Origin of the sequence: Bacillus sp. FSL R10-2780, assembly GCF_038006125.1 — a bacterium.
Lineage (GTDB): Bacteria > Bacillota > Bacilli > Bacillales > Bacillaceae_G > Bacillus_A > Bacillus_A cereus_U.
The window spans coordinates 4,162,199-4,176,720 of sequence record NZ_JBBOUQ010000001.1 but is presented as its reverse complement, the minus strand read 5'-3'; the positions used below and the strand labels follow the sequence as shown (position 1 = coordinate 4,176,720).

Below are 14,522 nucleotides of genomic sequence, written 5' to 3'. Positions count from 1 at the left end.
ATATGAAAGTGTTTCAAAAAATGAAGAAATGAAAACGCATTTATATCGTGAATTCTTCATCCTGTTTTAGCGATCGGTAATCTTCTACTCTATTAGTGGGGCATTACCGATCGTTAGAACGATATGTAATTATATTGGTATAGAAAACCGAAGGGAGTCTTGTAATGGACATTTTATTAGCGCTTCTTCCTGCAATCGCATGGGGAAACATCTTATTAGTAAGCGTAAAAATGGGCGGTGGTGCATATAGCCAAACGGTAGGTATGACAATCGGTGCTCTATTCTTCGCAACAACTATGTATGTATTTACTCAACCAACTTTAACAATGACAATCTTGATTGTTGGCTTTATTTCAGGTTTATTCTGGGCTTTAGGACAAGTAAACCAATTAAAAACAGTTGAAAAACTAGGTGTTTCAACTACTGTAACTATTTCTACTGGTATGCAACTTGTTGCAACTTCTATCTTTGGCGTTATCGCTTTTCGTGAGTGGACTACTACTACAACGATTGTTCTGGGAACGATTGCAATCCTATTAATCGTAGTTGGTGTTGTATTCACATCACTAGATGATAAAGAAAATGCACAGCCACCAGGACAATTGAAAAAGGGACTTCTTACTTTAATTGTTTCTACTTTCGGTTATCTTGTATATGTAATTATTATTCGTTGGTATAACATTGATGGTTGGTCTGCTATTTTACCACAGGCAGTTGGTATGTTTGTTGGTGCGGTTGTACTGACATCTAAACATAAACCATTTAACAAATATGCAATGCGTAATGCTTTATCTGGTTTACTATGGGGAACAGGAAACTTATTCTTACTTCTTTCATTACCACGTGTTGGAGTAGCAACAAGCTTCCCATTATCTCAAACTGGAATCGTTATCTCAACATTCGGTGCGATTGTCTTCTTAGGTGAAAAGAAAACAAAACGTCAATTGATCTTTATTGCACTAGGTAGTGTTTTAATTATCGGCGGCGCTGTATTGCTTGGTATGACGAAAGCATAAGCTTATAATTTATCAATCCCTGAAGCATAAATGCTTCAGGGATTTTTGATTATAACTATTTTTCAAATATAATAATCTTCATAGCCCTTTTTATATAACCTGCCCTCTCTCCAATTGTATTCCCTCTACTATAAGCCGTTTCTTTTTACAAAATTCTCTTAAAAATGGTATCGTTTTTTATAACATATTCTCATCAGAAAGGAATAAAGGATATGCCTAATAAACATCGAATTTTATTTATTGGTGCCGGTCGTATGGCAGAAGCTATATTTGCTGGACTACTTACAACAAGTAAAGAATACATCGAAGAAATTATTGTTTCCAACCGAAGTAACAGAGAAAAACTAACACAATTACAAACTCAATATGATCTCTCGATTACAACGGATTGGAAGCAGCATATTAAATCTGTAGATACGATTGTTTTAGCAATGCCGCCTTCTGCACATGAAGAGCTATTAGCAGAGTTATCTCCGTTAATATCAAATCAACTTGTTGTAACAGTAGCTGCTGGCATTGGCCCATCTTATTTAGAAGCTAGACTCCCAGAAAACACACCTGTTGCCTGGATTATGCCTAATACAGCTGCTGGCATTGGAAAGTCTATCTCCTTATACACGACGGGAAATTCCGTAGATGAAAGACATCATGAAACGTTACAACTTCTTTTAAAAGGTATTGGTATCTCACAGTTTTGTACCGAAGAGGAAGTTCACCAACTTACCGCAGTTACTGGTAGTGCACCTGCTTTTCTCTATCACTTTGCTGAAGGTTTAATTGAAGCAACGAAAAGCTATGGTATTGATGAGGAAACAGCAAAACACCTTGTCATTCAAATGATTGCTGGCTCTGCCGCTATGCTCCAGCAAAATCAGGATCCAGCTATGCTCCGCGAACAAGTAACAACACCAGGAGGTTCAACGGCTGAAGGCTTAAAAGTTCTATATGAAAATAATTTTTCAGAAGTCATTCAACAAGCAGTTGAAGCGACCAATAAAAAAGCTAGGGGGAATTAATATGACTTTAACAAGTTTAAACGACTATACAACATTACATAACGGCGTGAAAATGCCTTGGTTCGGCTTAGGTGTTTTTAAAGTTGAAGATGGTACAGAAGTAATTGATTCTGTAAAAGCAGCTATAAAAAATGGATACCGTAGCATCGATACTGCTGCCATATATAAAAACGAAGAAGGCGTTGGACAGGCAATTCGCGAATCTGGTATTCCTCGTGAAGAGTTATTCATCACTTCAAAAGTGTGGAATAGTGATCAAGGTTACGAGTCAACATTACAAGCATTTGAAACTACATTAGAAAAATTAGGTCTAGAATATTTAGATCTATACTTAGTGCATTGGCCTGTAAAAGGAAAATACACTGAATCATGGAAAGCTTTAGAGAAACTTTATAAAGACGGTCGTGTTCGTGCTATCGGTGTGAGTAATTTCCATATTCATCATCTGCAAGACGTATTTGAAATTGCAGAAATTAAACCAATGGTTAACCAAGTGGAATACCACCCACGTTTGGCACAAGAAGAACTACATGCTTTCTGTAAAGAACATAGCATTCAACTTGAAGCTTGGTCACCATTAATGCAGGGGCAGCTACTTGATCACCCAACATTACAAGAAATCGCTACAAAATATAATAAATCGACTGCACAAGTTATTTTACGTTGGGATCTACAAAATGAAGTTGTAACAATCCCTAAGTCTATTAAAGAACACCGCATTATTGAAAATGCAAACATCTTCGATTTTGAATTAAGCTCGGATGATATGAAAGCAATTCAAGCTTTAAATGAAAATCATCGCGTTGGTCCAGATCCAGATAACTTTAACTTCTAGTAAGGAAACCACTGCCATATGCAGTGGTTTTTTTATTTTTAATAAAACTGAAAATTTAAACTATATTTCATTCGATTGACACTTCATTATCTAAGGTGTAATATTTTGAATTATCAAAGAAACACAAAAATTAATAAAATTTATTTGTTTACTCATTGTATCAAGAGAGGTGGAGGGACTGGCCCTTTGAAACCTCGGCAGCAGGTTCATTTTGAATACTGTGCCACTTCCTGCAAGCTTTGTGCTTGAAAGATAGAATGAGGGACTTCGTTTATATACGGGTGCATAACTTGTACGTAGAAATCCCTCTTTCTCAATACGAAAAGAGGGATTTTTTGTTTTTCATTTCCCTCATCATCATCCAATCTTATTAACTATTTAGGAGGAAAATCAAATGAAAAAGAAGTTTGTACCCGGTATTGCATCAGTTGTAGGAGTAAGTATTTTATTATCTGGTTGCGGTAGTTATAAAAACGAAGCGAGCGGAGCAAATGCAAAAGATGAGGCACCTAGTAAACAAGTTTTAAACTTATCTTCACCTACTGAGATTCGAACAATGGATACGGCTCGTGCTACAGATACTGATTCTGGTCAGGTAATGAGAAACGTATTTGAAGGTTTGTATAATCTTGGTGAAGGTAACAAACCTGTCCCAGGTGTTGCAAAATCTCATGAAGTAAGTAGCGATAAAACGAAATACACATTCCATTTACGAGATTCAAAATGGTCAAACGGTACTCCTGTTACAGCGAAAGATTTTGTCTTCGCTTGGCAAAGAGCTGTTGATCCAGCAACAGCCTCTGAATATGCTTTTTTATTCTTTGATATTAAAAACGCTAAAAAAATTAATAGTAAAGAGCTTCCAGCCGATCAACTTGGTGTAAAAGCAGTTGATGACCATACGTTTGAAGTAGAATTAGAGCGTCCTGTTCCCTATTTTATTAGCTTAACGGCGTTCCCAACATTTCTACCAATCAACGAGGAATTCTTTAAAGCACAAGGTGATAAGTACGCTTTAGAAGATAATAAAATCTTATACAACGGAGCTTTTACACTAAACGATTGGAAGCATGAACAAAGCTTTAAATTTAAGAAAAACTCTACCTATTGGGATAAAGATAATGTCAAACTCGAAGAAATCAATTTCAACGTTGTGAAAGAGAAATCGACAGAAGTAAATTTATTCGAATCCAAACAATTAGACCGTATAAAACTAACATCTGACTTCGTTGATAAATATAAAAAGGATGCTAACTTTAAAGAACGTCCGAACGTAGGGGTACAATTTTTACGTATGAATCAACAAAATAAAATACTTCAAAACGTTTCTGCGCGCCAAGCGATTGATCAAACTATTGATCGAAAATCCTTTGTAAATACGTTATTAAACGATGGCTCTACACCAACCTTTAGTCTCGTTCCAAAAAACTTTGCAAAAGGACCTGACGGAACAGACTTCCGTACTGCAAACGGCGATTTAACAAAAATCGATACAAAATCTGCACAAGAATTATGGAAAAAGGCAAAACAAGAACTTGGATCTGAAAAAATCACATTAGAATTATTAACTAGTGATGGTGACCTTGAAAAGACAACTGGTGAGTTCCTAAAAGGACAACTAGAAAAGAATTTAGATGGCTTAACAGTAAATATAAAACCGCAACCACGTAAACAACAAGTTTCACTCTTATTAAAAGGTGATTACGAAATTGGAATTGACGGTTGGAGTCCTGACTTTGCTGATCCAATTACATTCCTTGAATTGTTTACAACGAATAACCCTTACAACTTAGATCATTACTCTAATAAAGAGTTTGATGAAACAATTGAAAGAGTTAAAACTACCTTGGCTGGTGATGAAAAAGCTCGCTGGGAAGCGTTACTAGCATCAGAAAAAATATTATTTAAAGACTCTGTTATTGCTCCTCTTTACCAAAAGGGAGAATCTTATTTAGAGCGATCCTTTGTAAAAGGCATTGTGCAAGTAGACTTTGCTGGTCAATTAAACTTCAAATGGGCAAAAATTGAAAAATAAAGTGAAACTTTAATCAGTGGGGGGTTCTTCATCCCCCACTGATTATCAGCCCTCACCAATCGGGCTTTTACGGGCAGTTGATCCCCCACCTAACTTCTTTGCTTTCACTGAATTTTGAGGTGGGGATCTTACTGCCCGTTAATGCGGGATAAAATGCAACTTGGATCATCGTGTTCCCACCCACACCCATTGTTTTTTTAGCAAAATATATTAAAAGCAGATTCCCTAATACGAGGAAATCTGCTTTTTTAATATATTATTCCAAGAAATTAACACTCCACTTTTTATTATTGACATATAGTTCTCTCCAGTGTTAATATTCTAAACAATCAAAGAAACGAAATATTTTACCATCAAAATGTAATGTCTACTAAGTTGAAACATATAACGATAGATTATAGTTCAACTTGTATACACATATAGAACACCCTATTACCTATATACACATATTTATAATAGGTTTTCTCTTCTTCTATAGCTACACTTCAAGACATGGACATTATGACGTTACGAACAACACATTTAGGGAGGAAAGAACAATGAAGAAAAAAGTTGTACCTGTTGTTGCATCTGTTTTAGGGGTAAGTCTACTACTAACAGCTTGCGGAGGAAATAAAGATAATGCAAGCGGAGCGAAAGCAAACGATAAAGCACCTAATAAACAAGCGATTAACTTATCATTCGCTTCAGAAATCCCAACAATGGATGTTGCAAAAGCAACGGACGGGGAATCCATGAACGTAATGAGAAATGTTTTTGAAGGTTTATATGCAATGGGAGAAGATAATACACCGATTCCTGGTGTTGCTGAGTCGGTTGACATTAGTCCAGATAAAACAAAGTATACTTTCCATCTTCGTGATTCAAAATGGTCAAACGGTACTCCTGTTACAGCAAAAGACTTTGTCTTCGCTTGGCAACGTGCCGTAAATCCTGAAACAGCTGCTGAATATGCATTCTTATTCTTTGATATAAAAAATGCGAAACAAATAAACCAAAAAGAAGCAGCGATCGATCAATTAGGTGTTAAAGCTCTTGATGATAAAACTGTAGAAGTACAACTGGAGCGCCCTGTTCCCTACTTCTTAAGCTTAACAACATTTTCAACATTCTTACCAATTAATGAAGAATATTTAAAATCTCAAGGTGATAAATACGGTTTAGAAACGAATCATTTAATTTACAACGGTGCTTTCACGTTAGATAACTGGAAACACGAACAAAGCTTCCAATTGAAAAAGAATCCTAACTATTGGGATGCTAAAACTGTAAAACTAGAAGAAATCAACTTCAATGTCGTTAAAGATAAGTCTACAGAAGTTAACTTATATGATTCAGGACAAATTGATCGTGTTGCTTTAACTGCGGAGTTTGTTGATAAATATAAAAACGATGCAAACTTCAAAGAACGCGCTGAAGTCGGTATTCAATTCTTACGACTGAATCAAAAAAATACAGTATTAAAGAATCAACATGCACGTCTTGCTATTAACGGAGCAATGAATAAAAAGGCTTACGTAGAAACAATTTTAAATAACGGTGCAATTCCAGCCGAAGGAATGGTTCCTGCGAAGTTCGCAAAGAGTCCAGATGGAAACGACTTCCGTAAAGAAAACGGAAACCTGGTTAAAGATGATGTGAAAACAGCAAAAGAAAACTGGAAAAAAGCGAAACAAGAACTTGGTACTGACAAAGTAACAATTGAACTATTAACAAGTGATAATGCTTTAGCTAAAAAGACTGGCGAATATTTAAAAGGTGAACTAGAAAAGAATCTAGATGGATTAACAGTGAACTTAAAGCCTCAACCACGTAAACAACAGTTAAAACTACTATTAAGTGGTGATTACGAAATCGGAATCGATGGCTGGGGCCCTGACTTCGCGGATCCTATTACATTCTTAAATCTATTCACAACAGATAGTGCTTATAACTTCGATAAATACTCTAACAAAGAGTACGACGAGCTTATTCGTAAAGTAAAAACTGATTTAGCTGGTGATGAAAAAGCACGCTTTGAAGCAATGAAGCAAGCTGAAAAAATCTTATTACAAGATGGTGCTGTCGCTCCTTTATACCAACAAGGCCGTTCTTACTTACAACGCGGATTTATTAAAGGACTTGTAACAACTGACTTCGGCGGTGAATTTAACTACAAGTGGACAGAAGTTGCAAAATAACAAACGCTAGTAAAAAAGGTATCCACATGAAGGATACCTTTTTTACTTTATACGTCTTTAGCTACAAAACCTCTTCCCTTTACTATTCCTTTTATACCTATAGCGATTCCCGCTACCAATTATGTAACTAGTATAATAAATAATAACGAAATAATATTTTTCTCTAAATTAACTCCACCAAATATTATTGTGTAATAACCATTCGCTGCGTATGTTGCGGGAAATAATCCCGAACGGCAAACCTGTTTTTCCAATGCAATGATAAATACATATGTATTAATACTAAGAAGACTAAAAGGACGATTATCAACTCTCTTCATAGCTCTCTTTTTGTATTGAACCAAAACTCATCATAAATATAACCATAAACATCAAATATGTTCTCCACGTCAAAGAAGGTATATGCCCTGACCAAAGATAGCTAATTAAATAGTTAATTCCCATAATACAAGACGATACTACTAAACTAATACTTATTAGTTTTACATATTCGAGCATATCTTTTCTCCTTACTTTTTAATTTTCTATTTCTTCAAATTGCAGATTCACCGGCTCTTCTAGGAGTGTTTCATAAAAGTTTTCTGCCAAATCTGTTGAAGGAATTTTTTCATCCACTTCATCAAATCGAATACTATCTAGCCACACACAACCTTCTCCTGATAATAAAACACCAAATGCAATACCAAGTGCTTCTTCTTTTATATCTAATACAACCGAGTACGATTGCCAGTTATTCGTATTTTTGATTGGGCGATTTTGCATGTTATCCATAGCAAGTGGCTCTGTATCTTTTCCATCTACTCGCATCCATAATCCCGCCCAGTCTCTTACACTCTCACTCTTAATAAATGCTGTTAAACGTAATCTCTTACCTACATATTTATCCGCTCGGAACATTTGCATTAATGTTGAAAACCCTCCGTGTGTAACGTTCTCTTTTCCTTTTATATATGCAGATACTTTTCCTTGATGAACAACTTCGTAATCTAAACCCATCTCATATTCAGCAGGATGACTTCCACTTAATACCCATCCTTTCGGTATACCTTTTTCCATTGAAACGCCCTCTCTTTCTATATAAAATGACTGGAAGTACTTTCGATATTTTTTTGGTGGTAATTGAAACATTCTTTTAAAAGCTCTAGTAAATGCCTCTTGTGAGGAAAAGCCATATTGCACTGCAATATCAATGACTGCTCTTTCAGTCGATACTAAAGCCTGTGCAGCATGAGTTAATCTTCTCTTACGAACATAATCCGTTACACTCATCCCGATATAACTTTGAAAAATACGATGAAAATGGTACATCGATACTGCACCGTGAAATGCCACTCTTTCTGTTGTAAGCTCTTCATGTAAATGATTCTCTATATATTCAATCGCTTTTTTTATCATCTCTTTATATTCTTCATGCATTTCAGTACCTCCTTACAACTTCAATTTACCATATACATACAAATCATTTTTGATTTAAATTGCGGATTAACCCTTAAAGCTATGAGAAAATAATTTATTTTCAACACATACATAATTACATGAAATTGGGAAAAACTTGTATAGAAAGAAGTTACATAAGGAGGAATTTATAATGAGAATTTTACTATCAGCTTTATTAGCTCTTATGCTAGTACCTGCATTAACAGGATGTAAAGCTCCTGCAAAAGAAGATACAACTTCTAATAAAAAGACAACTGAAGAAGCAAAAAATGAGGCTCCTGCAGATTTAAAACTAAACTTTAATGAATTTGATTTAAAAGCAGACTATCAAGATACGAAGAAAGACTACGAAGCTGATTATAAAAATGTAGCCGCGGATAAGAAAATGGAAGCAAAAATTGAAGACCATAAAACAGATGTAAAGTTCACAGGTGACGAGGCTATTACGAAATTAAGCCCTCTTCTACAAGAGCTGAAATTTAATAAAGATACTCCTGACCAAGAAGTAATCGATCAAGTAGTAAATGTGTTCAAACTTGATAAAGACTACCAAAAATTCGATTTAGAAGTTGTCTTTTCTGATGGAACGAAAAAAGAATATAAACGCGAAATAAAATAAAGAAGTAGGCGGTTGCCTACTTCTTTATTTTTTAATTTTTACGTATCTTAGTTCTGGACTAGAACCGATAATGAATTGGACGCCAGATACTGATGATTTTTGTAAATATGAAGCACTTGGGAAAATAACTGGGATTAACGGTGTATCATCAAACATAATATCTTCCGCTTTATGCAATAAGTCAAAACGCTTATCCTCGTTTTGTTCAACTTCTGCTTCTTTTACTAAAGCGTCGAATTCTTTATTATGCCATTTTGCATAGTTATTCGGACCATCACCTGCATATAAATCTAGTTTAGTAATTGGATCTAATAGAGAGCCGCCCCATCCCATATAAGCTAATTGGAAATCACTTTGCTTATATGTGTCGATGTAACTCTTCCATTCTTTATTTTCTAATTTAATATCTACTCCAAGATTTTTCTTAAACATTTCTTGCATTGCTTCTGCTACTTTTTTATGTTGTGTATCTGTAGTGAATTTTAATGTTACTTCAGGTAATGTAGACCATCCTTGTTCTTTCATACCTTCTTCTAATAATTTTTTCGCTTCCGCTGAATCAAATTTTATGTAATCACCTTTTTCTTTACGGAAATCACGACCACCTTGTGTTTTTGCCCCTTCTGGAACGAATGCATATGCTTCTTGTGCATTATTTTTATACAATTTTTCAACGATGAACTTACGATCAACCGCTAATGAAAATGCTTTACGTACTTTCGCATTTGTAAACGGCTCTTTTTCTACGTTAAACGAGTAAATATAAGATGAGAATCCCGCAACACGTTTATATTCTTTATTCCCTTTTTCTTTCTCAATCATCTCTTGTGGTAAGCCACTTAATAAATCTAATTCTTTTGATTTGTACAATTGATACGCTGTTTTAGAATCTGGAATAATACGAAACTCAATTTCTTTTAATGTTACCTTTTTATCGTAGTATTCTTTATTTTTTTGTACTGTAATTGCTTGGTTATGCTTCCACTCTTTTAATGTGAATGGTCCGTTCGTAATTAACTCTTTTGGATCTGTTTTTAATTTATTGTTATCATCAATTGATTTTTTAGATAATGGAATAAATAATGAACTTGCTAACTTTTGTTTAATAGAAGCAACTGGGTGCTCAAGTGTTACCTTTAATGTTTGAGGATCAACGACTTGAATACCAACTTGGCCTTCTTCACCTTTTCCAGTATTATATGCCTCTGCTCCTTTAATAAAATACATTTCTGTCGCATTCATAGAACCCGTTTTCGGATTTAATAATCGCTTCCATGCGAACTCAAAATCATTTGCTGTAATAGGAGAACCATCTGACCATTTAATATCTTTCTTTAAATGTATTGTATATTCAGTTCCATCAGCATTTACTTCTTCTTTCTCTGCTAATTCATTTTGATATTTCCCGTCACTATCTTGCGTATATAAACTTGAAAACAACTGCCCAATTACATAACCTGACGTGCTATCTGTCGCAATAGCGGAATCAAGTGTATATGGATCACTACTAATATTCGTTACTAATCGATCTCCTTCCCCCTTACCAGCACTTGCCTTTTGCGTCTCTTTCTTACCGCAAGCGACAGAAGTTATTGCTAAAACAGTCATAATGACAAACAGTAAAAACTTCTTCATCCTACATTCTCCTTTAACCTGAAATTTTTGGTGTTGATGCTAATAATGTTTTTGTATAAGAATGTTGTGGATTACGGAATACTTCTTCCGTATTTCCAAATTCAACAAGTTCTCCTTTGTATAAGACAGCCACTTTTTCACATAAATAGTGAACCATCGGTAAATCATGTGCGATAAATAAATATGTATAGCCTTGTTCCTTTTGAATCTTTTGCAGCAAATGTACAATTTGGATTTGCAGTGAAACATCTAATGCTGAAATTGGTTCATCAAGGATTAATACTTCTGGCTCACATAATAGCGCTCTTGCAATGGCAATACGTTGACGCTGTCCACCGCTAAATTCGTGGGGATAACGATCAATATATCGTCTATCTAATCCAACACGCTCTAGTGCATCACCTGCGACTTTATCTTTCAATCCTTTATCGCCTAAACCGAATGAAATATATCCTTCCGTTACGCTATCGCGTACTTTCCAGCGCGGATTTAATGCAGCTGTGGAATCTTGAAAAATAAACTGTACTTTCTGTAAGAAATTTCGCTTATTAGCTGACTTCAGCGTGTGAACAACTTGACCGTTATAATCAATTTCACCAGACGTTGGTTTTTCAATCCCAGCTATGAGCTTACCAAGTGTTGTTTTTCCTGAACCACTTTCTCCGATAATGCCAAGAGTTGTTCCTTTCGGAATAGAAAGTGATATACCTTTTAGCGCCGCAATTTCTTTATTTTTACTTCCATATGTTTTTGTGACTTGTTTTACAGCTATTAAATCTGTCGTCATGAAGCATTCACCTTCTCTTTTGATTTCGCTTTATTATGCTCCAGAATATGCTGCCAGCAATGTGAACTATGCTCCTCAGAATATGTTGTTCTCTCTGGGAAACGATGAATACATTCTTTTATCGCTACTGGACAACGATTCACAAACGGGCACCCAAAACTATTTAACGTTTCAATTGAAGGTGTTGTTCCCTCAATTGCTCTAAGTACCTTTTCTGAATCATCCATATTTGGAATTGCTTGCAATAAGCTTTTCGTGTAAGGATGCTTAGGAGAGCCAATTACTTCTTGAATCGTTCCTTTTTCAACAATGCGCCCCCCGTACATAACAACTACTCGGTCAGCTATTTCACGCACAAGTGCCAAATCGTGAGTAATTAATAAAATACTAGTATTTTGTTTTTCTTTTCGCTCTTTTAATAACCCCATAATTTGTTTTTGAATTGTTACATCTAACGCCGTTGTAGGTTCATCTGCAATAACGAGCTTCGGATGACATGCAAACGCAATTGCTAAACAAATACGCTGCCTCATACCTCCGCTCAACTGATACGGATATTGTTCAAAGCGTTTCTCTGCTTCATGTATCCCTAAATCATTTAGTAAGTTAATTGCAATTTCTTTTGCCTCTTTTTTCGATTTCTTTTCATGCTGCACAATTACTTCTGTAATTTGTCTTCCCACCTTCATCGTCGGATTTAAAGATGAAAGCGGGTCTTGAAAGATAAAGGAAATATCTTTCCCGCGAATTTGATTCCATTCTGATTCTTGTAAATCCGTTAATTCCTTTGATTGGAAAGATATATTTCCATCATCAATATGAATCGATTCTTGATTTAAGCCGATAATTGATTGTGCTGTAACACTTTTTCCTGAACCACTTTCTCCAACAAGTGCAACTATTTCACCTTCGTTAATAGAAAAGGAAACATGCTTCACAATTGCTTGCTTACTATTCTCTTTTTCAACGGCCAACGTTACGTTTTCTAAAGATAAGATTTGTGCCATGTTTTTTCTCCTTTCGATTACGTTTTACGATTTTCGGATCAATCGCATCTTGCAAACCATCACCAATCGCATTAAATGCGAACATGATTAGTGCAATCATGATTGCCGGGAAGAAAAGTTGCCACCATTCTCCGCTTAGTAATGTCCCGAGTGCATCGTTCGTCATCGTGCCCCAGCTCGCTGCTGGTGATTGTACTCCAAGTCCGATAAAACTTAAAAATGATTCTGAGAAAATAGCTGCTGGAATTGTAAATGATAAATTTACGATAATAATCCCTGTTAAGTTTGGAATTAAATGCCCATATATAATTTTCATATGAGGTGTACCTAATCGCTCTGCTGCGATAACAAATTCTCTTTGCTTTAAAGACAAGACTTGTGCTCTAATGAGACGTGCCATGCCAATCCATCCCGTTAACGCAAGGGCGATTATAATTGTAAAAAGTCCTGGTTTCATAACGATTAATAGTAAAATAACAATTAATAAATATGGGATACCGTATAACACTTCAATCCCTCTTATAATCCACTCATCAATTAACGTTCCAAGACGATTACGCCCTCTCACATATCCACTAAAACCTCCGATAAGTACACCAAGCCCTATATCAAGAGCTGCCGCTACTAATCCAACTGTTAATGAAATTTTCCCACCAGCCCAAGTACGCGCCCAAATATCTCTCCCTAAATCGTCTGTTCCGAACCAATGCTCACTACTAGGCGGTAAATTAGTTGCTTCTTTTACTTGTTCACTTGCAGTAAATGACGTTAAACTTTCGCCAATAAGCGAGAAAACAATAATTAGTAATAACGTCACTGCCCCTAAAACTGCTATAGGGTTTGATATAAACTTGCGAAACACTTCCTTTTTTCGGCTAATCGTTTGCTGATCTTTATTTATCGTTAATTCTTTTTTCTCTTCATTCGTTAATAACTGTTCATTAATTTCATAAGCCCCCATTTAAACATTCCCCTCCTTACGTAATAGAACGAATACGCGGATCAACAATACGATGAATGATATCTGTAATAAAAATACATACAATTAATAGCGAACTATAGAAAATGGTTGTTCCCATAATTACCGGATAATCTCGGTTAAAAATACTATCTACAAAATATTTTCCTAAACCAGGAATTGAAAAGATTTTTTCAATAACGAAAGTTCCTGTTAAAAGTCCAGCCATTAATGGGCCAACAAATGTAAGTACCGGAACAATTGCATTTCGAAGAGCATGTCTTATAATGATTTTCTTAATTGGTATACCTTTCGCTCTCGCTAGCTTAATATAATCACTCTGCAACACTTCAATCATATTAGAGCGAACAAATCTTGTAATAACTGCGATTGGCCCGAGCGCTAATGCGAAAGAAGGTAATACAGTATGCTCAAACGTTCCCCACGACGCCACTGGTAGTAATTCAAATTGGATGGCGAACACTTGTATAAATAGTGGCGCTAAAATAAAACTAGGAATAGAAATACCGAGAATCGCAAGCAAGCTCACACTATAATCAATCACTTTCCCATGATATAGCGCGGCAAATGTACCTGCGGCAATTCCGACTAACAATGAAATAACAAGTGCTTGTAAACCAATAATTGCCGACGGTCCAAAACCAGTTGTTATAATTTCCGATACACCTTGACCTGTTGATTGAACAGATTCACCAAAATCAAAATGAACTACCCCATCCAAATAAGCAACATACTGATTCCATAACGGTTCATCAAGGTGATACTTAGCTCTCATGTTTTGTATCACTTCTTCAGGAAAGATTTTCGCATCTGACGAAAATGGATCCCCTGGAATAATATGCATAATTAAAAATGTTACTGTCGTAATGACCCATAGCGTAAACACCATAACCGATAGTTTTTTAATAACATACACTTTAATAACCCCCTAAACAAATGAATTTACTTTGTTTTATTGACATATTTGTTCCTATTA

13 protein-coding genes, 1 pseudogene and 1 riboswitch are annotated in these 14,522 nt (G+C 35.5%); of the genes and pseudogenes, 6 read left to right on the top strand and 8 right to left on the bottom strand.

Going from position 1 to position 14,522, the window contains the following annotated elements; all coding sequences use genetic code 11:
- Positions 1–164 precede the first annotated feature (164 nt).
- The 5 genes from NSQ47_RS21810 to NSQ47_RS21790 all read left to right on the top strand — a co-directional run bounded on the left by NSQ47_RS21810 (position 165) and on the right by NSQ47_RS21790 (position 7,082).
- The gene (locus NSQ47_RS21810; protein WP_016103329.1) at positions 165–1,016 is read left to right on the top strand and encodes a GRP family sugar transporter; all 852 of its coding nucleotides are present in this window, start codon (positions 165–167) and stop codon (positions 1,014–1,016) included.
- Between the two features lie 212 nt (positions 1,017–1,228).
- Positions 1,229–2,032: a pyrroline-5-carboxylate reductase gene (gene proC / locus NSQ47_RS21805; protein WP_341037980.1), complete on the top strand. Its 804-nt coding sequence runs from the start codon at positions 1,229–1,231 to the stop codon at positions 2,030–2,032.
- A 1-nt stretch (position 2,033) separates the two neighbouring features.
- Positions 2,034–2,867 carry an aldo/keto reductase gene (locus NSQ47_RS21800; protein WP_078173581.1) on the top strand — a complete coding sequence of 278 codons (834 nt, stop codon included), beginning with the start codon at positions 2,034–2,036 and terminating at the stop codon, positions 2,865–2,867.
- A 154-nt stretch (positions 2,868–3,021) separates the two neighbouring features.
- Positions 3,022–3,126: riboswitch (SAM riboswitch) on the top strand.
- Between the two features lie 135 nt (positions 3,127–3,261).
- On the top strand, positions 3,262–4,902 hold the full coding sequence (locus NSQ47_RS21795; RefSeq protein ID WP_341037978.1) for a peptide ABC transporter substrate-binding protein: 1,641 nt from the start codon (positions 3,262–3,264) through the stop codon (positions 4,900–4,902).
- Between the two features lie 539 nt (positions 4,903–5,441).
- Positions 5,442–7,082 carry a peptide ABC transporter substrate-binding protein gene (locus NSQ47_RS21790; protein WP_341037976.1) on the top strand — a complete coding sequence of 547 codons (1,641 nt, stop codon included), beginning with the start codon at positions 5,442–5,444 and terminating at the stop codon, positions 7,080–7,082.
- A gap of 47 nt (positions 7,083–7,129) precedes the next feature.
- Here the strand turns inward: NSQ47_RS21790 and NSQ47_RS21785 are convergent.
- The 3 genes and pseudogenes from NSQ47_RS21785 to NSQ47_RS21775 form a co-directional block, all read right to left on the bottom strand.
- Positions 7,130–7,402: pseudogene (locus tag NSQ47_RS21785) on the bottom strand (hypothetical protein).
- Positions 7,389–7,580 (bottom strand): hypothetical protein, encoded by a 192-nt coding sequence (locus tag NSQ47_RS21780; RefSeq protein WP_002159572.1) that lies wholly within the window; start codon positions 7,578–7,580, stop codon positions 7,389–7,391. Before NSQ47_RS21780 ends, NSQ47_RS21785 begins: the two are co-directional and overlap by 14 nt.
- Positions 7,581–7,598: 18 nt before the next feature.
- Entirely contained in the window at positions 7,599–8,498 is a 900-nt protein-coding gene (locus NSQ47_RS21775) for a helix-turn-helix transcriptional regulator (RefSeq protein WP_002113371.1), read from the bottom strand.
- 172 nt (positions 8,499–8,670) lie between these two features.
- Here NSQ47_RS21775 and NSQ47_RS21770 point away from each other — a divergent pair, with 172 nt between their 5' ends.
- Positions 8,671–9,138 (top strand): YusW family protein, encoded by a 468-nt coding sequence (locus NSQ47_RS21770; protein WP_002113370.1) that lies wholly within the window; start codon positions 8,671–8,673, stop codon positions 9,136–9,138.
- A 24-nt stretch (positions 9,139–9,162) separates the two neighbouring features.
- Here NSQ47_RS21770 and NSQ47_RS21765 read toward each other — a convergent pair whose 3' ends face one another.
- From NSQ47_RS21765 to NSQ47_RS21745, 5 genes are read right to left on the bottom strand one after another with little or no spacing between them, the layout of a single operon-like run.
- The gene (locus NSQ47_RS21765) at positions 9,163–10,773 is read right to left on the bottom strand and encodes a peptide ABC transporter substrate-binding protein (protein WP_002113368.1); all 1,611 of its coding nucleotides are present in this window, start codon (positions 10,771–10,773) and stop codon (positions 9,163–9,165) included.
- 13 nt (positions 10,774–10,786) lie between these two features.
- Entirely contained in the window at positions 10,787–11,560 is a 774-nt protein-coding gene (locus tag NSQ47_RS21760; RefSeq protein ID WP_070127835.1) for an ABC transporter ATP-binding protein, read from the bottom strand.
- Positions 11,557–12,567, bottom strand: coding sequence for an ABC transporter ATP-binding protein (locus tag NSQ47_RS21755; RefSeq protein WP_088077261.1), 1,011 nt, complete (start codon positions 12,565–12,567; stop codon positions 11,557–11,559). The genes NSQ47_RS21760 and NSQ47_RS21755 overlap by 4 nt, the downstream gene beginning before the upstream one ends.
- On the bottom strand, positions 12,524–13,528 hold the full coding sequence (locus NSQ47_RS21750; protein WP_341037975.1) for an ABC transporter permease: 1,005 nt from the start codon (positions 13,526–13,528) through the stop codon (positions 12,524–12,526). The genes NSQ47_RS21755 and NSQ47_RS21750 overlap by 44 nt, the downstream gene beginning before the upstream one ends.
- A gap of 16 nt (positions 13,529–13,544) precedes the next feature.
- Entirely contained in the window at positions 13,545–14,462 is a 918-nt protein-coding gene (locus NSQ47_RS21745; protein ID WP_000289323.1) for an ABC transporter permease, read from the bottom strand.
- Positions 14,463–14,522: the final 60 nt, after the last annotated feature.